Origin of the sequence: Polaromonas sp. (assembly GCF_041689105.1) — a bacterium.
Taxonomy (GTDB): domain Bacteria; phylum Pseudomonadota; class Gammaproteobacteria; order Burkholderiales; family Burkholderiaceae_C; genus Polaromonas.
In genome coordinates this window covers 1-17,758 of sequence record NZ_JBDNGU010000054.1, presented here as the reverse complement: position 1 = coordinate 17,758, position 17,758 = coordinate 1, and the positions used below count along the sequence as shown (strand labels likewise).

Here is a 17,758-nt window from a genome sequence, read left to right as displayed (position 1 = left end):
CGCCGCCGCAGTGGCTGCGTACTGGGCGGGCGCGACTATCAAGCGAGGCCGTGGCCGCCCGACCGTGGCGGCGAAGCGCCCAACGCTGAACATGCGCGTAGATGCCGAAGTTCTGGACGCCCTCAAGGCAACAGGCCCAGGCTGGCAGACCCGTATCAATTCGCTGCTAGGCGAAGCCGTCAAGCGTGGGCTGCTGAAGGCCTGAGTACGCCAGATCCGTTTTTGCCCCAGCTGGTTCCCCTCGCGCAAGGCCAGACAGAGTGGACTTGACCCGCTTTTGTGGACACATTTCAGCTTCCAGTACGAAGCTGCTCGAATGCCAGCGGGCTCGATGGTGGACCACTACGCCAAATTTGCAACTGAGAAGCTGTTATCCGCAGCGTCGCGCATAGAGCGCGGGGGAAGTGGCAGGAACGTGGTGGAGATTTCACGTTTTCGTCACGTTTAGAAAGACGAAGAGCCTGCACTTACGTGCAAGCCCTTGTTTTATGTGGCTCCTCAACCTGGGCTCGAACCAGGGACCTACGGATTAACAGTCCGGCGCTCTACCAACTGAGCTATTGAGGAATACAGCCCACGATTATAGCCATAATTTCGAGCCTTCTCCCCTCGACCACCTGCTCGCGGCGAGTCCCTGCAGGCCCGGAGGCCGCTTCCCCGATAATCCGGCATCACCTTGATCAGGCGTGAGTCACCGGGAAGCTTTTCTTCATGAATAACGACACCTTTGAATTTGAGTATCCGCGTGTGTTGTCCATCGCGGGGTCGGACAGTGGCGGTGGCGCGGGCATTCAGGCCGACCTCAAGACCATTGCCGCGCTCGGCTGTTACGGCATGACGGCGATCACCGCGCTGACAGCGCAGAACACCGTGGGGGTGCGCGCCATTCACGGCGTGCCGGCGGACATCCTCAGCCACCAGATCGATGCTGTGGTCGAGGACATCGGCGTGGACGCCGTCAAGATTGGCATGCTGCACGCGCCGGAGACCGTGATGGCGGTGGCTGAGGCGATAGACCGTCACGCGCTCGTCAACGTGGTGCTGGACCCGGTCATGGTCGCGACCAGCGGTGCCGTGCTGATAGCCAACCCGGCCATTGAGGTGCTGGTGCGTGAGCTGTTTTCGCGGGCTGTGCTGGTCACGCCCAACCTGGACGAAGCGGCCTTGCTGGTCGGGCGGCCCTTGCGCAATGCGAAGGACATGGAAGCTGCCGCGCATGAGCTGCAGGCCATGGGTGCGCGGGCAGTGCTGGTCAAGGGCGGGCATTTGCCCGGCGACACGGTGATGGACCTGCTGCTCATGGCCTCTAGCGAGAAGCACTGGATGCATGCGCCGCGTATTCACAGCGCCAACACCCATGGCACCGGATGTACCTTGTCTTCTGCCATCGCGGCCGGTCTGGCGCTGGGGCAGCCGCTGCGCGAAGCGGTGGAAACGGCCCGCAGCTATGTGCGGGCGGCGTTGCTGGCGGGCGCCAAAGTCAAGACCGGCGCGGGCAGCGGGCCGCTGAATCATGGGCACGCGCCCATGGCCATGCGGCTCAAGCCTTTCAGGCCGCAGAGCTGAGCGAAGCCTGACCTGACGCCGGCCTGGATGGGGCGCGGGTTGCGCGGGCCAGTACAAAGGTCAGGGCCAAGGTGGGCAGTGCAGCACCCCATTCGGGCACGAATTTGGCGCACAGGTGGTAGGTCGCCACACCCAGCAGCCAGATCAGCACCGCGCCGAGGTTGACTTTTTTGGCGCCGACCAAGGACGCCACGTTGGGTGTGCCCGCCAGGCGCGCCAAAATCACACCGTACAGCGGGACAAAAACCGAACTGAGCATCAGCAAAAAGGGCTCCAGGCTGCGCATGGGCAACACCAGCGCCAGACCGGTGCACAACACGGCCAGGCCTATGCCCCAGCGGCGCAGGCTCCAGCCCGGCTTCAGGCTTTGGCCAGCGACCGAGCCTGAGTACAAATCGCCGTAGGCGTTGTCCACCTCGTCAATCAGGATCAGGCCCAGGGCAATCAGCCCGCCTTGCGCGAGGAGCAGTGCAGCAACCAGATCGGTGCTGGGCGTGGTCAGTGCAATCAGCACACCCAGGCCGTAACACCAGGTGTTGGCGATGGCGTAACCCAGCCAGGTGCCGCGCAGGGCGCTTTTGCCGTCGCGCCCGTGGCGCGCAAAATCGGCCACCAGCGGCAGCCACGACACCGGCATCGCAATCACCAGATCGAGTGCCGACAGCGTGCTCATGCCACCTGCGCCGGGCCGGTTCCAGAAAGCCTCCCAGCCCTGGGCCTGCGCGCGACCGAGGAACTGCCAGGTCAGCCACAGCAAAGAGGCAATCACCAACGGCAAACCAAAGCGGCCAATGAATTTGCGCACCAGCGTGACCATGGAGCCCGAGAGCAGCGCAATCAGCACACCGCCCCAGAGCAGCGTTGCCAGCACCGGCCAGAAAGACGCGACGAACGATCCCGACTGCCGCGCGATGGCGACGGTACCGTCACGCATGACCACCAGCTCGAAGGTGGTCCAGCCGATCAGCTGAACAATGTTGAGCAACACCGGCAGGCGCGCGAAACTGCTGCCGTAGGTGGCGTGCATCAGGCCGGCGCTGGACAGGCCGCTGTCACAGCCGATCTTCGCGGTCCAGGCCAGCAGCCCGGCGCCGAGGATGGAGCCGACCACGATGACCGCCAGGGCCTGCTGCGTGCCCAGTGCCGGTACCAGGTAGGCGCCGATCTGCATGACCAGCAGGCCGACGCCCAGACTCAGCCAGAGCGCGGCGTGTTCGCGCCAGCCGAACAGACGATCCGACGCAGCCACGGGTGTGAGTGCGGTGTTGTTTTGTGTAGCCATCAACTTTTCCTTGGGTTAATGGCAGGTTGGCTTGCGCGGGCGCTGGTCGCAGTACCGGGACTGGAGAGCGCCTCTGACATGCTTCCCTGCGCGAGGATTACCTCAATCAGGTTCAAAGGGACTTTCTCAGTCGCCGCTTGCGCGGCAACACCCCCAGCGAGTGCGATCCTCAGGACCGCAGCATGATTGTAGCCCGCACGCTGCAGCCGGGTCGAACGAACAAGGCCCGCTACAGCGGGCCTTGTTCCGGTTTGCAGCGCCAGGTGTCAATCAAAAACCGGCGACTCCACGCCAAGCAGCTTGTGCAGCCTGGGGCTGGTGGTGGTGTACTGAAGCTGGATTTTCTCGCCAGGAAAGATCAGCGCGGCGGCACCGAAGGCGGCCAGTGCACATTCATGGAAGCCGCAAAGAATCAGTTTTTTCTTGCCGGGGTAGGTGTTGATGTCGCCTACCGCAAAAATGCCCGGGATGCTGGTGGAAAACTTTTCGGTGTCCACCACAAGCTGCTTGCGTTCCATGTCCAGTCCCCAGTGCGCCAAGGGCCCCAGCTTGGGGGACAGGCCCAGCAACACCAGCAGCGCGTCAATCGGCAGGGGGGCGGTATCGCCGTTTACGTCGGTGATGCGCGCTGCGCGCAGGGTGCCGCCTTCGACTTCAATCCCGGTCACCTGGCCGACCCTGAACTGCAGCGCCCCCGCGTCGCAAAGGCCTCTGAAACGGGCCTGCGCGTCAGCTGAAGCCGTGAGGACCTCGCGGCGATGCAGAAGTGTCACGCGCCCGGCCTGGTGGGGGCCAGCCTCTGCGAAGCGGGCCGCCCATGCCATGGCCGGTTCGTCGCCACCCACGATGAGCAGGTTCTTGCCGGCAAACCACGTCGGGTCCGTCACATGGTGAAACAGCTGCGTGTGTTCGAACGCATCGAGGCCGTCGATCTTCAAGCGCCGTGGCTGGAAGGCACCGACACCGGCGGCAATAAAAATCGTCTTGGTGAGGAAGCGCTTGCCGCGCGAGGTTTCGACCAGGAAGCGCCCGTCGGTCTGCGGCGCCAGGGTGCTGACTTCCTGGCCCAGGTGGAAGGTGGCGCCAAAGGGCTCGATCTGCTTGAGCAGGCTGGCGACGAGTTCGCGTCCGCTGGTGCGGGGCGTGCCGGGGATGTCGTAAATCGGTTTGTCGGGGTACAGCTCCATGCACTGGCCGCCCAGGTGGGGCAGGCTGTCAACCACATGGGCCTTGATCTCCAGCAGTCCGAGCTGGAACACCTGGAACAGGCCGACAGGGCCTGCGCCGATCACGACCGCGTCAGTCTGGATTACTGAGGTGCTGGTCATGCCGCTACGCTACCAAGCCAGGAGGGGCCGCGGAACTGGCTTTGCCAGGCCGCAGGCGCCGCCCCCTGCAAGGGGGGATGGCGCTACACAAAGTGAGCGACCGACGGGGATGTGCCAATTTCGCCGCGGAACTGGCTTTGCCAGGCCGCAGGCGCCGTCCCCTGCAAGGGGAGGTGGTGCTACACGACGTGAGCATCCGGCAGGGGTGCGCATATCTAGCGGATCAACTCAGACAGCTTTCCGGTCTTGTCTTTCCACTCGTCGGCATCGGGCAAGGGCTCCTTGCGCTTGGTGATGCTTTTCCAGCCTGCGGCCAGGCTCAGTTCGACATTGATTTTAATAAAGGCGATCTGGTCGGCGGGCAGGTCTTCCTCAGCATAAATCGCGTTGACCGGGCACTCAGGAATACAGACGGCGCAATCGATGCATTCGTCCGGATCAATCACCAGCATGTTCGGGCCTTCACGGAAGCAGTCCACCGGACACACATCGACGCAGTCGGTGTACTTGCAACGGATACAGGATTCGGAAACGATGTGAGTCATGTTGTTCTGGCGGGGATCAGTGGAAACCCTCAATTTTAAGAGGATTCTGTTAGCAGGGTTAAGTCGTGGCGGCGCGGGCCTGAATGGGGGTCAAAGAATCAGCGCCGCGCCAGAAGTCTTGTTCGATGCCGTGTCCACCAGCACCAGCGAGCCCAGCACGCGCGAGCGTGCATACGGCAGGGTGGCCAGCGGCTCCTGCAGGCTCAACTCGATATGACCAATCGCGTTGGGCGGCAGTTCGCCGGCATCTTCTGCGGCCAGGGTGTTGACATCGAGTTTGTGCACGATGCGCTTGACCCTGGCCTTGACCCAGCGGTGACCATGCAGCGCCCAGTAGATACGACCAGCGACCAGCGGCTCGTCGTCCATCCAGGCGATGGTGACGGACAGTTCGCGGTTCGGTTCAAAGGTGTCGGCAGCCAGCAACCAGTCGCCGCGCGAGACATCCACCTCGCGGTCCAGCACGATGCCTGCGCTGTGACCAGCCAGAATGGATCGGGGCTCGCGGGTGTGGTCCAGCACCTGCGCCACCATGGCGCTTTGCCCGCTCGGCAGCACCGTGACGGTCTGGCCCGCCTGTACGCCACCGGTGGCGACACGGCCCCAGAAGACGCGGCGGCCCTGGCTGGTATCCGACGAGGAGGAGAAAGGTTTTTCCGACGGGCCGCCCCTAGGAGAAACAGCCCCCCCGGGGGGCAGCGAGGACACGTCAGTGCCGAGCGTGGGGGCGGGTTTCTCCACCCATTGCACCGGAAATGCAAACGCCTCCGTGCTTTCTGCGGGCGTAGCGGGCAACTTTTCGAGCAGTTGCAGGAGCGACAGACCTTCATAGTCGCACCAGCCTGGCTTGGCGTCGACCACGTTGTGACCGATCAGCGCGGAGATGGGCACGATGGCTTTGACGGGAATATCTGCAGCTTGTGCGAAGGCCGCCAGTACCGCACTGATGTTTTTGAAGGCAAGGGTGGAATCATCGACCGCGTCGAGCTTGTTTACGGCGAACACGATGGACGGCACCCGCAGCAGGTTGACCAGCAGAGAGTGGCGCCGGGTTTGCTGCAGCAGTTCCATCGCCGGATTTTTCCAGTCCAGCTTGGTCGCATCGACCAGCACCACAGCAGCATCGGCACTCGACGCGGCCGTCACCATGTTGCGCGTGTACTGCTCATGGCCGGGTGCGTCACCAATGATGAACTTGCGGTTTTCGGTGTTGAAGTAGCGGTAGGCCACATCGATGGTGATGCCCTGCTCGCGTTCGGCGCTCAGCCCGTCGGTCAGCAGCGCCAGGTCGGTTGCGCCGCCACGCTGCACGCCGGCCAGGTGGTCCTGCAATACGGCCTTGCTGTCCACCAACAGGCGGCCGATCAATGTGCTCTTGCCGTCATCGACCGAGCCGCAGGTGATGAATTTCAGCGCCGACCGAAGATCATTTTGGCCTTCAGCCTTTGCTGGCTGTGCGCTATCAGCTATCAAATCAGTAGTGTAGGTGCTTGGGTTCATCTCAGTCTCGAAAATGGTGGCAAGGTCTTGATCAGTAAGGGCCGCGGGTCCGGCTTGGCCAGCCCACAGGCGCCGCCCCCCGGGGGAGCAGGCAAAGCCTGCCCGGGGGAGAACTAAAAATACCCATCTTTTTTGCGCTTCTCCATCGAGGCATCGGAGGTCTTGTCGTCCATGCGCGTGGCGCCGCGCTCGCTCACGTCGGCAGCCAGCGTCTCAATCACGATCTCGGCGGCGGTGGCGGCCGGGCTGTCCACCGGGCAGGTGCAGGTGATGTCGCCCACGGTACGAAAACGTACGGTTTTCTCGACCACCTGTTCGCCTTCGCGCGCGGGGGTGAGCTCGGTCACCGGCACCAGCAGGCCCTTGCGCTCGACCACCTTGCGCTGATGCGCGTAGTAGAGCGATGGCAGGGCGATGTTCTCGCGCTCGATGTATTGCCACACGTCGAGTTCGGTCCAGTTCGAAATCGGGAATACACGGAAATGTTCGCCCGGTTGCAGGCGGGTGTTGAACAGCGTCCACAGCTCGGGGCGCTGCGCCTTGGGCTGCCATTGGCCAAAACTGTCGCGGTGCGAGAAGATGCGCTCCTTGGCGCGGGCTTTTTCTTCGTCGCGGCGCGCGCCGCCAACCAGCGCGTCAAAGCGGAACTCCTCAATCGCTTCGAGCAGCGTCACCGACTGGTGCACATTGCGCGACTCGCCCGGGTGCGCCAGGCGCACGGTGCCGCGTTGCATCGAATCTTCGACGTTGCGAATAATCAGTTCGGCGCCCAGCTCTTTCGCGCGCAGATCGCGGAAGTTGGTGACTTCATGAAAGTTGTGGCCGGTGTCAATCATCAGCAGCGGGTAGGGGATGCGGCCCACACCAAAGGCTTTCTCAGCGCACTTGAGCATGACCAGCGAGTCCTTGCCGCCTGAAAACAGCAGGGTCGGGCGTTCAAAGGCGGCGGCGACCTCGCGCAGGATGAAGATGGTCTCTTCCTCGAGGGCGTCGAGGTGGGCGTTGGACAGCCGCGCGATGGACGTCACCGGGGCGGCTGGTAGCAGGTTGGAGGGTGTGCGGGCGTTCATAAGTCAGTGTGCAAGGTGCAGGCCGCATTCGCGGTTGTCCTCGCCCTTGGTAGGGTCCACATAGTCGAAATTGTTGGGAAGGCTGTGGGTCTCGCAGTACTGGTGAAGGTCCTTGGACGACCAGTGCAGCAGTGGTGCGACTTTGAGCAACCCGTCCGGGTTGACGCTGACCGCATCCATCTGGGCGCGCACGGCGGTTTCGGTGGCGCGTAGGGCCGTGAACCAAACCTGGGGGGCCGTTTCGCGCAGGGCACGGCCAAACGGCTCGAGCTTCACCTCTTCGGTGAAGGCCGCGTGGCATGGGTCGTCCAGCGACGGGGTAGCGCCGTCGACGGCTTCGCGGTGCGCACGAGAGCGGCGCGGCAGGTAAATGTGCAGGTCCAGCTTGAGCAGCTTCGTCACTTCGTCGGCGAAGCGGTAGGTGGCCTCGGTGTTGTAGCCGTTGTCCATCCAGACCACCGGAACACGGGGATGAGCGCGCGTCACCATGTGCAGGATGACCGCTTCGAACGGGCGAAAGTTGGTTGTCACGATGGCTGACCGGCCCAGCCCCACGGCCCACTCCACCAGGCCTTGCGCATTGCGGCCAAATTCAGCGTTGATCTTTGCGAGGTCGAGGCTCATGGTAGTCAGGCGGTAGCCGCTTCCTTGAAGTGGGGTTGCACGTCGACAGCGTCGCCCTGGTATTTGCCGACACCGTAACCGGGATAACTGTCCAGCACGCGCCAAGCCGTGGCCATGTCCTGGTCGGCACGCAACACGGCCACGTCAAAACCGCTGCGCTCCATCTGCGCCAGTTGGTCAGCCAATACGTCGCCGGTGGCGCGGATCTCGCCCTGGAAACCGCGCCGGCGGCGCAGCAGAAAAGCCTGGCTGAAGGCCCGGCCGTCTGTGAATTTTGGAAAGTGCAGGTCAATGCGGCTCACACCTTCCAGCAAGGGCTGCAGCGGGTCGGCGTCGTTGGGCAGCACAAGAGCAGTGCTGTCATCAAGCACGGCGTGATCGGTCAAGGCAAGGAGTTTCATGGTGGGTTCCTCAGGCAGCAGCCAGGGTGGCAGCGGCAAAACGCGCGCTGTTGGCAGCAAGCTTGAACGGGTCGATACCGGTGCGGCGCAGGGTGGCGATGAAGGTTTCACCTTCCTCGCGTTCGTTGCGGTAAGTCTCTAGCACCGCCTCAATAACTTCGGGCACTTCGGCAGCCGAAAACGACGGGCCGACCACCTTGCCGGGCACCGGCGCGCCGCTCAGGGTGGAGCCGTCCGAGCCCCCCAGCGAGACCTGGTACCACTCCAGGCCGTCTTTGTCCACGCCCAGGATGCCGATGTGGCCGCTGTGGTGATGGCCGCAGGAGTTGATGCAGCCGCTGATGTGCAGGTCGATCTCGCCCAGGTCGTGCAGCTCGTCCATGTCCTGGAAGCGCTCAGTGATGGCCTCGGCAATCGGGATCGAGCGGGCATTGGCCAGCGAGCAGAAGTCGCCGCCGGGGCAGGCGATCATGTCGGTCAGCAGCCGGAAGTTGGGCTTGGCAAGGCCGGCCTTGCGCGCGGCGCGCCACAGCCCAGGCAACTCGTCGCAGCGCACCCAGGGCAGCAGCAGGTTCTGGTCGTGGGTGACACGCACCTCGCCGGCACTGAACTGGTCGGCCAGATCGGCGGCCACGTCCAGCTGGTCGGCCGTAGCGTCGCCGGGCGCCTGACCCAGGCGTTTGAACGACAGCGTCACGGCGCGCAGGTCAGGGTTCTGGTGCGGGGCGACGTTCTGCTTGAGCCAGCGGCCGAACTCGATGTCGTCTTCCGCCGCAGCGCGCAGGATGTTGGCGATTTTGGCGTCGGCGCTTTTGCGGTCGCACTTGAGCGGGGGCGGCACAAAAGACGCCGTGACCCGGTCCAGCTCGGCCTGGGTGATGGTGTGCGGGCCGCCGTCGTGGTCCATGATCTGCTGGTACTCGGCCTCCACGTCGTCGATGTACTTCTGGCCTTCGGCCTTGACCAGGATCTTGATGCGCGCCTTGTACATGTTGTCGCGCCGGCCATAGCGGTTGTAGACACGCACGATGGCCTCGATGATATTCATGATCTGGTGCCACGGCAAAAACTCGCGGATCACCGTGCCGATGATGGGCGTACGCCCCATGCCGCCGCCGACCTGGACCCTGAAGCCCAGCTCGCCTTCTTCATTGCGGATCAGGTGCAGCCCAACGTCGTGCCAGGCCGTGGCCGCGCGGTCTTCTTTCGCGCCGCTGATGGCGATCTTGAACTTGCGCGGCAAAAAGGCGAACTCGGGGTGCAGCGTGCTCCACTGCCGCAGGATTTCGCCGAAGGGCCGCGGGTCGGCAATCTCATCAACTGCAATGCCAGCGCGTTCATCACTGGTGATGTTGCGTATGCAGTTTCCGCTGGTCTGGATGCCATGCATGCTGACACTGGCCAGCAGGTCCATCACGTCAGCCGACTTGTCCAGCGGAATCCAGTTGTACTGGATGTTCTGGCGGGTCGTGAAGTGGGCGTAACCGGCGGTCAGTCTGGAAGCCACCGACAGGCCGCTTTTGAGGTTGACGGGGCCGAGCTTGTCCTGCGCGGCCTGTGCGCCCTCGAACAGGGCGGCGTTGGGCTGGTCATACTCGCGGGCAATTTTTGCCAGCACGCGTACCTGCGCGCTCGACAGTTCGCCATAAGGCACGGCGACCCGCAGCATGGGCGCGTAGCGCTGGACATACCAGCCGTTTTGCAGGCGCAGCGGGCGGAAGTCGTCTTCGGCCAGTTCGCCGGCCTGCCAGCGGGTCAGCTGGTCGCGGTACTGGTCGGCGCGGGCTTTGACAAATTCGCGGTCAAATTCTGTGTATTGGTACATGGCGGTCAGAGATCAAAAAAAACGTGGATTCAGATGGCGATAAGCTTGACACCGGCATAAGCCAGCAGCACGGACAACAGTGAGCGTATCCAGCGGTCGGGCGTGCGGGTGACCAGGCGCGCGCCGATCCAGATGCCGGGCAGCGAGCCGGCCAGCAGCTTGGCCAGCAACACCCAGTCGACGGAACCGATGGAGGCGTGGCCCATACCGGCCACCAGGGTCAGCGGCACGGCGTGGACAATATCGGCGGCCACAATGCGCGGCAGCGGCAGGGCCGGGTAAAGCAGCATCAACACGATGACGCCGATAGCGCCGGCGCCCACCGAAGTGACGGTCACCAACGCGCCAATCACCGCGCCAAAGAGCAGGGGCAAGCCCCAGTGCGGGGCCTGGATGGCCGCGACAAGCTGGTCCGCTTCAATATGTCGGGGAGCGGCTTTGCCGTAGACGGCCTTGTAGAGTGTGGCGGCGGCCGTCAGCAGCAGCGCAATGCCCAGCGTGGTTGTCATCACAGCGTGGGCCGCAGGGCTGGCCGGGCCGAGCAAATGCAGGGCGTAGAGCGTGACCAGCGAGGCCGGAATGCTGCCAGCGGCCATCTGGCCGACGACTTTCCAGTCCACGATACGCGCACGCGCCAGGCTCACGGTGCCGCCCATTTTGGTAAAGGCGGCGAACAGCAGGTCGGTGCCTATGGCCAGGTGAGGCTTGATGCCGAAAAAGAAAATCAGCAGCGGCGTCATCAGCGAGCCGCCGCCCACCCCGGTCAGGCCAACGACCAGGCCCACCGCAAAGCCAGCAAAGACAAAAGCAAAATCATCCATAAGCCGGAGACTTTAGGGGGGCGGCTTATAAAAACAAACGACAAATTTGTTGTTCACTTATGCAAATAAGCTTATTCGCCAGTGTTCATGCGGGTTGGCGAGCGTTTGCCCGGCCCGCGCCACGGCTGGTGTTGCCCCGGCATGTGGGCGATGCGGGGATGCCGCTGGGAGCAGCAGCCCAAGCCCCGCATAATCCACGGCAAACAATCGAGGAGAGGGGAGTGGCATTGTGAAGCGACTATTCGTCAAGTATTACGGGTTCACCGAGGCGGAGCGCCATGCCTTGCAGACCGTGTTTCGCCTGTCCGAATCGCACGAGACGGTTTATTCCCCCTGGACACCGGAATCTCCCGACGCGCCGGAAGTGCTGCTGGTGGACAGCGACAGCTGGGAAGCCGTGGTGGCGCTGGCCAACCCGGTGCATGACGGGATCAGGCTGGTCTGGGTTGGCGACAACGCTCCGGCCGCCGCCTGGCAGGTTTTTCCGGCCCCGGTCCGGTGGTCCACGGTGATCGAGGCACTGGACGCCGAATTCGCACCTGTGAGCTCGGCGGCGCTGTCGCTCGACCTGGACCTGATGCACGCGCAAGACCTGGACGTGCACTTTGATGGCCAGGACGATACCGCGCCCATGGCCCTGGATGGCGCCGGACCGACGGCCACTCGGCGTGTGCTGGTGGTGGACGCCGGGCGTGACCCGCGCCTGTACCTGCGCGCCAAGCTGGCCACGGCCGGCCTGTATGAAGTGGACGAGGCTGCCGGGGAGGACGTGGCCCTGGCCTTGTTGCGCGCCCATGCCTACCACCTGGTCATGGTGGACATCGGCCTGAGCGGCAAGGACGGAAGGCAACTGCTGAAAGCGGTGGAAAGCACGCGCCCGGCGAATGCGCACTTTCTTGTCACCGGTACGGCGCCGGTCTGGCGTGGTGGGCTGCAGGCCTGGTTCTCTGGCGCGCAGGCCTACCTGAAAAAACCACTGGACCCGGACAGGCTCTCGGAACTGCTACAAAATATATAGCTGCTTACGCCCGTGGATAAAGGGCTGGTGGCCTAAAAGGCTTTGAGTACCGCAACGTCAGGCCCGAAAGCGTTGCGGCGACAGCGCCTGCGCCAGGCGCTGCTCCAGCGGCAAGGGCTCGCCGTGCAGCCGGGCGGCCAGCAACTCGCCACACAACACCGCAAAGGTCAGGCCGCGCGAACCCATGGCCGTGCTGACCCAGAGGCCGGCTTGCCCCACCGGGTCCACCGGCCCCGCCAGCGGCAGCCGGTCTGGCGAGGCGCAGCGCACACCGGCCCAGGCCCCTGCCGTCCCGTTTTGAAAGGCTGGCTCCAGCACTTGTGCGGTTGCGGGCAACAGGGTTTGCAGGCGCTTGGCGTTGGCCAGCTGGTCAGCGGGCCGGGGTTGGGTGCTGTCCTGGTCGCGCTCAAAACTCGCGCCGGCCAGCCAGGTCAGGCCGGCATCGGTCGGCACGCAAGGGATCAGGCTGCCGTGGCCATTGACTACAAAGGATGGTAGGCCCGCTGCGGTTTTCAACCCAGCGTGTAGCCCCCACGAGATTTGTCCGCGAATCGCCTGCAGCGGCAAACCACCAATGACCAGCCGGCCGCTGGCATGGCCGGCGGCCAGCACCACCATGCCCGCCTGCGCCAGGCAGCGTTCCTGCGCATCGAACACCTGCCAACTACCGTCGCCGTTGCCAGGGTCGCGCTGCAACCGCGCTGCCGCCATGCCGCCGCGCCAGCGGATACCGGGCTGCGCGAGCAGGGCCTGCACCAGTCGCGCCGGTTTGATCCAGCCAGCACGCTGGTGCCAGCAGGCTGGGCCGCCGGAAGCGCTCAGCCCGGCCTGGGCCAGTTGCTGCGGGCCTGCCGTTTCGCTCCAGGCGCGTCCGGCCTCCGGCCAATTCGCCGGCAGTCCAGCGCTGCCGTCCAGTCGCCGCTCCAGCACGCCGCAGGCCTGCCAGTCGCTGCCCGGCTGCAGCAGGGCCTGCACTTGCTGCCAGGTAGCGCGCACGCCGCAGCGCGACAGGCGTGACAGCAGGCTGTCGTCGGGCGACACATGCGGCGCCAGCACGCCGGCCGGCAAGCCCGACGCGCCACCTGCCGGCTCCCTGTGGGTGTCCAGCACCTCCACCTGCCAGCCGCGCCGCGCCAGGCTGGCAGCCACCGCCGCGCCTGCGAGCCCGGCGCCGATCACCACGCAGCTGGAGGGCAGGACCGGCGTGAATGACATGGCCTTGCGCGGCTCCCAGCGCGGGTCAAACTCACCCTGCAGGTTGTCGCGTTTGGGCGGCAGGCCCGGGGTTTTTTGCACCGTAAAACCGCACTGGCTCAAACCGTCGAGCACCGCCCGCGCGATGGTCCAGCTCGCGATACGGGTGCCGCGCCGGCAGCAGCGCGCCACCGCCTTGAGCGTGTGGATGTCCCAGATGTCGGGGTTTTTCGACGGGCTGAAGCCGTCGAGGTAAACCGAGTCGGCTTCGAAGTGCTGCTCGCGCAACACGGCTTTGGTGTCGCCTATGCACAGGCTGAGCAACACCTGGCCGCCCTCGAAAACCAGCCTGTGCACGCCCGGCAGCAGGCCCCAACACTGCGCTTGTAGCTGTTGCGCCAAAGGCATCAGTTCAGAGTGCGCGCTTGCCGCGCGCAGGAGATCGTCGGCGCTTGCCGGATACGCTTCGGTCGAGACAAAATGCAGCAGCCGCGGTCGCTGGGGGTCGGCCTTCCAGGCCTGCCAGGTGACCAGAAAGTTCAGCCCCAGGCCGAAGCCGGTTTCCAGAATGCGCCACTGCGGTTGGCCGGCCCAGGCGTCAGGCAGGCCGCAGCCCTGCAAAAATACCTCACGGGATTGCGCCAGCCCGCCAAGCTCACTGCGGTAGCGGTCACCAAATCGTGGGCTGTAGGGCGTGCCGTCTTCCAGCCATTCGATCACTTCAGCCATCAAACGCTGGCAGGCTGTGGGTCAGCTCACGCTGCAGGAGGAATGTAGCCCTGCACCTTGTCTGCGCCGGTGCCAAAGAAATGGCTTTCCATCTGACGCGCCAGGTACTGGCGGGCGCGCGCATCGGCCAGGTTCAGCCGGTTTTCATTGACCAGCATGGTCTGCTGCTTCATCCACTCCGCCCAGGCTTCCTTGCTGACTTCTTCCCACAGGCGTTTGCCCAGTGGTCCGGGGTAGGGCGGAAAGTCCAGGCCTTCGGCTTCGCGGCCCAGTTTGATGCAGTTGACGGTGCGTGCCATGGGGATGTCTTTCGTGAGGTGTTGTTGTAGGTGGAACTGAATTTTATGAATGTTTCCACCCGCCCCGCATTAGCCGTTGGGCTGGCAGGGTCGGCGATGCTCTGCGCCGGTGCCACGCCACTGGAGATGTTTGGTCTCTTGGCCTTGCGCTTAAAGCGCGTATAGCTATAAAAAAAGTAGCGGGTCAAGGCGTGCAACAGATGCTGCCAAGGTCGGGGGGGTAGCGCCAGGCTGCTAAAATCTGGCCATGCCGGGTGCTTGTTTTTCAGACAAAACCCCCCAGTTATTACGCATGACTACCACCCAAACCCCTTCCTCCAGCGCCAGCCTGACCGTGACGCACGTGCTTGCCGAGCTGCTTGAGCGGTTGGAGCACAGCGCCGAGCCGGTCGGCCCCGAGCAATATCTCTCCGTCGTCAACCACCTGGTGGAGGCTTTTAGCGACGTGGGTTACGGCGTCGAACTGGGGGCTTTACTCGATGCCCACCCGGCCGCGGCCGAGTTGTACGAAAATATCAACTACCAGTACGCGGGCCTGTGCCGCTCCCCGCTGGAAACCTCCCTCAGCGCCGAGCGGCAAGCCAGGCAAGTCATAGAGCGCGCCATGCGCCAACCCAACCAACCCAACCAACCCAACAAAGGAGTCACCGATGGCCAGAGCTGATGCCAAAACCACTGTCCTTGCCGACGGGCTGCGTTACAAGTCCAAAGTGTCGGGCTCGCCTTTTGTGGCGTCCGCCTCTTTCGGCGCGGCCACCATGTCGTGTTTCATGTGCGGCAAACACCGCCCCCGCTCGCAAATGGGCACCCGCAAGGTGCTGGGCAAGTCGCACGCCGTCTGCGCGCCTTCGTGCAAGGCGCTGGACGAAGCCGGCAACTGACCCCCATTTCTTTTTGAACCAACGGACACCGGGCGTGAATGATGGCTGATTCCCTGCACATCGTCTGCCCGCATTGCCACACCACCAACCGCGTCCGGCAGGACGACCTGGCCAACGCACCTGATTGCGGCAGCTGCCACAAGTCGCTGTTTACCCAGAACCCGGTTGCGCTCGGTGAAGAGTCTTTTGACCGCCACATCGCCCGCAGCCAGATCCCTGTGCTGGTTGATTTCTGGGCACCTTGGTGTGGGCCGTGCAAGCAGATGGCGCCTGCCTACAAGCAGGCCGCTGCCGAGCTAGAACCCGCCTTTCGTCTCGCCAAGGTCGATACTGAAGCCGTCCCTGCGCTGGGCGCGCGGTTCAACATCCGCAGCATCCCGACATTGGCCTTGTTTGTGGGCGGCCGTGAGGTTGCGCGCCAAGCGGGCGCCATGGGCGCTGCCGACATCGTGAAGTGGGCGAGGTTTCACGCGTTGTAGCGCGCTTTGCACCCGAATCACCGGCGCGATGCGGTGACCGCGCGCTGGCACCGGGTTGATCGCACTTGCAGCGGACCAATCAAATTTTCAGTGACGCAGGTCGCCGAGCTGCACCGACAGGTCATGCAGCTTGGCTTTGCCCATGTAGTAACGGTCTAGCCGCCATTCCTTGAGGATGTCGATTCCCAGGCCAAATTGCTCGTAGTTCAGTTTGTACAGCTCGCCCAGCGGGAAAGGCTCGTCCGACTCCAGTGCGCGTACCAGACGGGCCAGCGTTTGCGCAGATTCCGATTGCGGACGGACTTCGATGAATTTGCGGGCCTTCTTGATTGCATTCATCAGGGTCTTTCAAAAGATCAAAAATCAAAAGTCAGGGTTGAAATCCAAGCGCGGGACAAGGAACAGTTGCCGTGCTGCCAGAAATTATGTCGCCCGGATGACAGCGCTGTCTATCGCGAACTGGCGAGAGGCGGATTATTTTTGAGGTGGGTCTCTGTCACAGGGAGGACATACCTGTTGCCTAGGATTCACAACTTCCCACAACCCTCGCAACCTTGCGCCGCATCATGCAGCTACACAAGTCGGACAAAGCCAGACTCGAACTGGCCTCCAGGGAGCGGGTCCTCAACGTGCGCGAGCGCGGCGCGCTTTTCCTGGCGGATGGCAGCAAGACACTGGACGAGATGCAGGGGCTGCTACAGGACGACGGCAGCATTCTGCGCAAGCTGATTTCTGACGGCTACCTGATCTCCGGTGTGCCGCGAGCTGCGGAGAAAAAAGAAACGACGGGCAAAAGACCGGGCCAGCTCGTTTCTGTGCCCGCATTCACTGCGCCCGCACCCATCGCGCCCGCAGCCGCTGACGTGGCCAGCCCGCAGGGCGACAACTTTGAAGGCAAACGCTCCCTGGCCACCACCCGCATGTTTCTTTTCGACATCTGCGAGCGTATGTTCGTCCGGAAAATGCCGGACCTGGCCAAACAATACCGCAACCAGCTGCGGGAAGCGCGTGACCGCGAATCGATGATGAGCATCGCGCGCGATCTTCTTTGCAGCGTCGAGGAAATCGCCGGGCCCGAGCGCGCCGATGGCCTGAGCGCGCGCATTTCCATGCTGTTGCCGCCCGAGGCCTGAGGCAGCCATCAGTCATTTCATCATCGGCCAGGCGACGACATCAGGATGTCATGTCTGTCCTGCAAGCTCACGTTTTATTCGATGTTTGCCGCCTGTTTTCCTGCAGCCCACCATGCCACGCGCCCAAGCCATCTCCATCAATGAAGCTTCCATCGTTGCCGTTGCTGCGCTCGATGACCTGGTCAACGAGCTCGTGAAGGCAAGCTGCCTGCGGATGTCGCCGGCATTTCTGGACTGGGTTGCCGACGAAGCCACCCCGCTGGTGGAGCGTTTTGTGGCGCGTTATTTCAACAGCCCGCGCTTTGAATCGAGCCTGCGCATGGGCGACCCGAGGATTGCGCTGGCCCGCTGGGTGCGCCACTGGGTCGGGCCGCGCATCGTCGCCAACTTCGGCGAGCTGGCTGTGCATCTTCCCGAGTTTGCCGACAGCCGCCCGGCTGGCCTGGCGGCCTCTGCGCCCCCTCCGGCACCCCGGCCGCGTGTGGTGCGCCAGCACGCGCGTGTGGGGCTACCCGTTGCCTTCTCGGCTGCCGCAGCCTGACCGGCAGCGCACAGAGGCGGCTGGACACAACTAATTGACTAGCGCCAGCACGCGTACTGGCCATTTGTACAAACACGATTATCTGGTAGCGTACATGGCTGCACACATTGCACGGGCAAAAACTGGCTTTTGAAACGGACTAAATGACACGGCCCCGTAGGCTGTTGACCAAAAATGGGACGGTTGTGAATAGACAGGAAACGCGCCAGGAGGTGTTGCGATCCGCGACAGACCCAGTTAACCGTACGGACACCCGCTACGCGCGCCGCACATTTCTGACGTTGAGGCGTCTTCTCCAAGTGAACTCAGCCTTGCTTCTTTGGGGTGTCTTGTTCGGCTCGATCGGCATGGGCTTCTTCGTCTACGCAAAAAAGCAGAGAGCGGAACGTGTCAATGACTTTGCATCACCGTTGAACATATATTTACTGAGCAGGGTGTAGTGTTTCGGTTGGAATTTCGGCTTCGGTTTCCTTTTTTGGTGGTGGATTGATCCACGCGGCGGTGGGAAGTTTGGCAGGCGTT

General features: G+C 63.4%; 20 protein-coding genes, 1 tRNA gene and 1 riboswitch. Of the genes, 8 read left to right on the top strand and 13 right to left on the bottom strand.

Features of this window, described 5'->3' with window-relative positions; translation table 11 throughout:
- A partial coding sequence (locus ACESMT_RS04710) for a BrnA antitoxin family protein (protein ID WP_372825416.1) occupies window positions 1–205 on the top strand: 205 nt, incomplete at its 5' end.
- Between the two features lie 286 nt (window positions 206–491).
- On the opposite strand, the gene ACESMT_RS04705 is transcribed toward ACESMT_RS04710, so the two are convergent.
- Window positions 492–567: transfer RNA gene (locus ACESMT_RS04705), tRNA-Asn, on the bottom strand.
- Window positions 568–711: 144 nt separating this feature from the next.
- Here ACESMT_RS04705 and thiD point away from each other — a divergent pair.
- A complete protein-coding gene (thiD, locus tag ACESMT_RS04700; RefSeq protein WP_372825415.1) occupies window positions 712–1,566 on the top strand; it encodes a bifunctional hydroxymethylpyrimidine kinase/phosphomethylpyrimidine kinase in 855 nt (284 codons plus the stop codon).
- On the opposite strand, the gene ACESMT_RS04695 is transcribed toward thiD, so the two are convergent.
- The 9 genes from ACESMT_RS04695 to ACESMT_RS04655 all read right to left on the bottom strand — a co-directional run bounded on the left by ACESMT_RS04695 (window position 1,550) and on the right by ACESMT_RS04655 (window position 10,962).
- On the bottom strand, window positions 1,550–2,848 hold the full coding sequence (locus ACESMT_RS04695; protein ID WP_372825414.1) for a cytosine permease: 1,299 nt from the start codon (window positions 2,846–2,848) through the stop codon (window positions 1,550–1,552). The two genes, thiD and ACESMT_RS04695, sit on opposite strands and share 17 nt — an antisense overlap.
- A 66-nt stretch (window positions 2,849–2,914) precedes the next feature.
- Window positions 2,915–3,013: riboswitch (TPP riboswitch) on the bottom strand.
- 101 nt (window positions 3,014–3,114) lie between these two features.
- Window positions 3,115–4,176 (bottom strand): NAD(P)/FAD-dependent oxidoreductase, encoded by a 1,062-nt coding sequence (locus ACESMT_RS04690; RefSeq protein ID WP_372825413.1) that lies wholly within the window; start codon window positions 4,174–4,176, stop codon window positions 3,115–3,117.
- Between the two features lie 215 nt (window positions 4,177–4,391).
- Window positions 4,392–4,721: a ferredoxin FdxA gene (gene fdxA / locus ACESMT_RS04685; RefSeq protein WP_372825412.1), complete on the bottom strand. Its 330-nt coding sequence runs from the start codon at window positions 4,719–4,721 to the stop codon at window positions 4,392–4,394.
- Between the two features lie 90 nt (window positions 4,722–4,811).
- Window positions 4,812–6,221: a sulfate adenylyltransferase subunit 1 gene (locus ACESMT_RS04680; protein WP_372825411.1), complete on the bottom strand. Its 1,410-nt coding sequence runs from the start codon at window positions 6,219–6,221 to the stop codon at window positions 4,812–4,814.
- A gap of 113 nt (window positions 6,222–6,334) precedes the next feature.
- Window positions 6,335–7,291, bottom strand: a complete 957-nt coding sequence (cysD, locus tag ACESMT_RS04675; protein WP_372825410.1) for a sulfate adenylyltransferase subunit CysD — start codon at window positions 7,289–7,291, stop codon at window positions 6,335–6,337.
- A gap of 3 nt (window positions 7,292–7,294) precedes the next feature.
- On the bottom strand, window positions 7,295–7,915 hold the full coding sequence (locus ACESMT_RS04670) for a phosphoadenosine phosphosulfate reductase family protein (RefSeq protein WP_372825409.1): 621 nt from the start codon (window positions 7,913–7,915) through the stop codon (window positions 7,295–7,297).
- A gap of 5 nt (window positions 7,916–7,920) precedes the next feature.
- Entirely contained in the window at window positions 7,921–8,316 is a 396-nt protein-coding gene (locus ACESMT_RS04665) for a DUF934 domain-containing protein (protein WP_372825408.1), read from the bottom strand.
- A 10-nt stretch (window positions 8,317–8,326) separates the two neighbouring features.
- The gene (locus ACESMT_RS04660) at window positions 8,327–10,141 is read right to left on the bottom strand and encodes a nitrite/sulfite reductase (RefSeq protein ID WP_372825407.1); all 1,815 of its coding nucleotides are present in this window, start codon (window positions 10,139–10,141) and stop codon (window positions 8,327–8,329) included.
- Window positions 10,142–10,170: 29 nt separating this feature from the next.
- Window positions 10,171–10,962 (bottom strand): sulfite exporter TauE/SafE family protein, encoded by a 792-nt coding sequence (locus ACESMT_RS04655; RefSeq protein WP_372825406.1) that lies wholly within the window; start codon window positions 10,960–10,962, stop codon window positions 10,171–10,173.
- 229 nt (window positions 10,963–11,191) lie between these two features.
- Here ACESMT_RS04655 and ACESMT_RS04650 point away from each other — a divergent pair, with 229 nt between their 5' ends.
- Window positions 11,192–11,980, top strand: a complete 789-nt coding sequence (locus tag ACESMT_RS04650; protein ID WP_372825405.1) for a response regulator — start codon at window positions 11,192–11,194, stop codon at window positions 11,978–11,980.
- Window positions 11,981–12,037: 57 nt separating this feature from the next.
- Here the strand turns inward: ACESMT_RS04650 and mnmC are convergent, their stop codons facing one another.
- Together mnmC and ACESMT_RS04640 are read right to left on the bottom strand one after the other, a co-directional pair.
- Entirely contained in the window at window positions 12,038–13,903 is a 1,866-nt protein-coding gene (mnmC, locus tag ACESMT_RS04645) for an FAD-dependent 5-carboxymethylaminomethyl-2-thiouridine(34) oxidoreductase MnmC (RefSeq protein WP_372825404.1), read from the bottom strand.
- Window positions 13,904–13,929: 26 nt separating this feature from the next.
- On the bottom strand, window positions 13,930–14,202 hold the full coding sequence (locus tag ACESMT_RS04640) for an oxidative damage protection protein (RefSeq protein WP_372825403.1): 273 nt from the start codon (window positions 14,200–14,202) through the stop codon (window positions 13,930–13,932).
- Window positions 14,203–14,494: 292 nt separating this feature from the next.
- Between ACESMT_RS04640 and ACESMT_RS04635 the strand changes: the two genes are divergently transcribed.
- From ACESMT_RS04635 to trxC, 3 genes are read left to right on the top strand one after another with little or no spacing between them, the layout of a single operon-like run.
- Window positions 14,495–14,866 (top strand): hypothetical protein, encoded by a 372-nt coding sequence (locus ACESMT_RS04635; protein WP_372825402.1) that lies wholly within the window; start codon window positions 14,495–14,497, stop codon window positions 14,864–14,866.
- Complete coding sequence (locus tag ACESMT_RS04630; protein ID WP_372825401.1) at window positions 14,853–15,083, top strand: hypothetical protein; 231 nt, start codon at window positions 14,853–14,855, stop codon at window positions 15,081–15,083. Before ACESMT_RS04635 ends, ACESMT_RS04630 begins: the two co-directional genes overlap by 14 nt.
- Before the next feature lie 41 nt (window positions 15,084–15,124).
- Entirely contained in the window at window positions 15,125–15,562 is a 438-nt protein-coding gene (gene trxC, locus ACESMT_RS04625; protein ID WP_372825400.1) for a thioredoxin TrxC, read from the top strand.
- Between the two features lie 87 nt (window positions 15,563–15,649).
- Here trxC and ACESMT_RS04620 read toward each other — a convergent pair whose 3' ends face one another.
- The gene (locus tag ACESMT_RS04620; RefSeq protein ID WP_372825399.1) at window positions 15,650–15,901 is read right to left on the bottom strand and encodes a hypothetical protein; all 252 of its coding nucleotides are present in this window, start codon (window positions 15,899–15,901) and stop codon (window positions 15,650–15,652) included.
- Window positions 15,902–16,128: 227 nt separating this feature from the next.
- Here ACESMT_RS04620 and ACESMT_RS04615 point away from each other — a divergent pair, with 227 nt between their 5' ends.
- A complete protein-coding gene (locus ACESMT_RS04615) occupies window positions 16,129–16,695 on the top strand; it encodes a hypothetical protein (protein ID WP_372825398.1) in 567 nt (188 codons plus the stop codon).
- Window positions 16,696–16,807: 112 nt separating this feature from the next.
- A complete protein-coding gene (locus ACESMT_RS04610) occupies window positions 16,808–17,236 on the top strand; it encodes a hypothetical protein (protein WP_372825397.1) in 429 nt (142 codons plus the stop codon).
- Window positions 17,237–17,758: the final 522 nt, after the last annotated feature.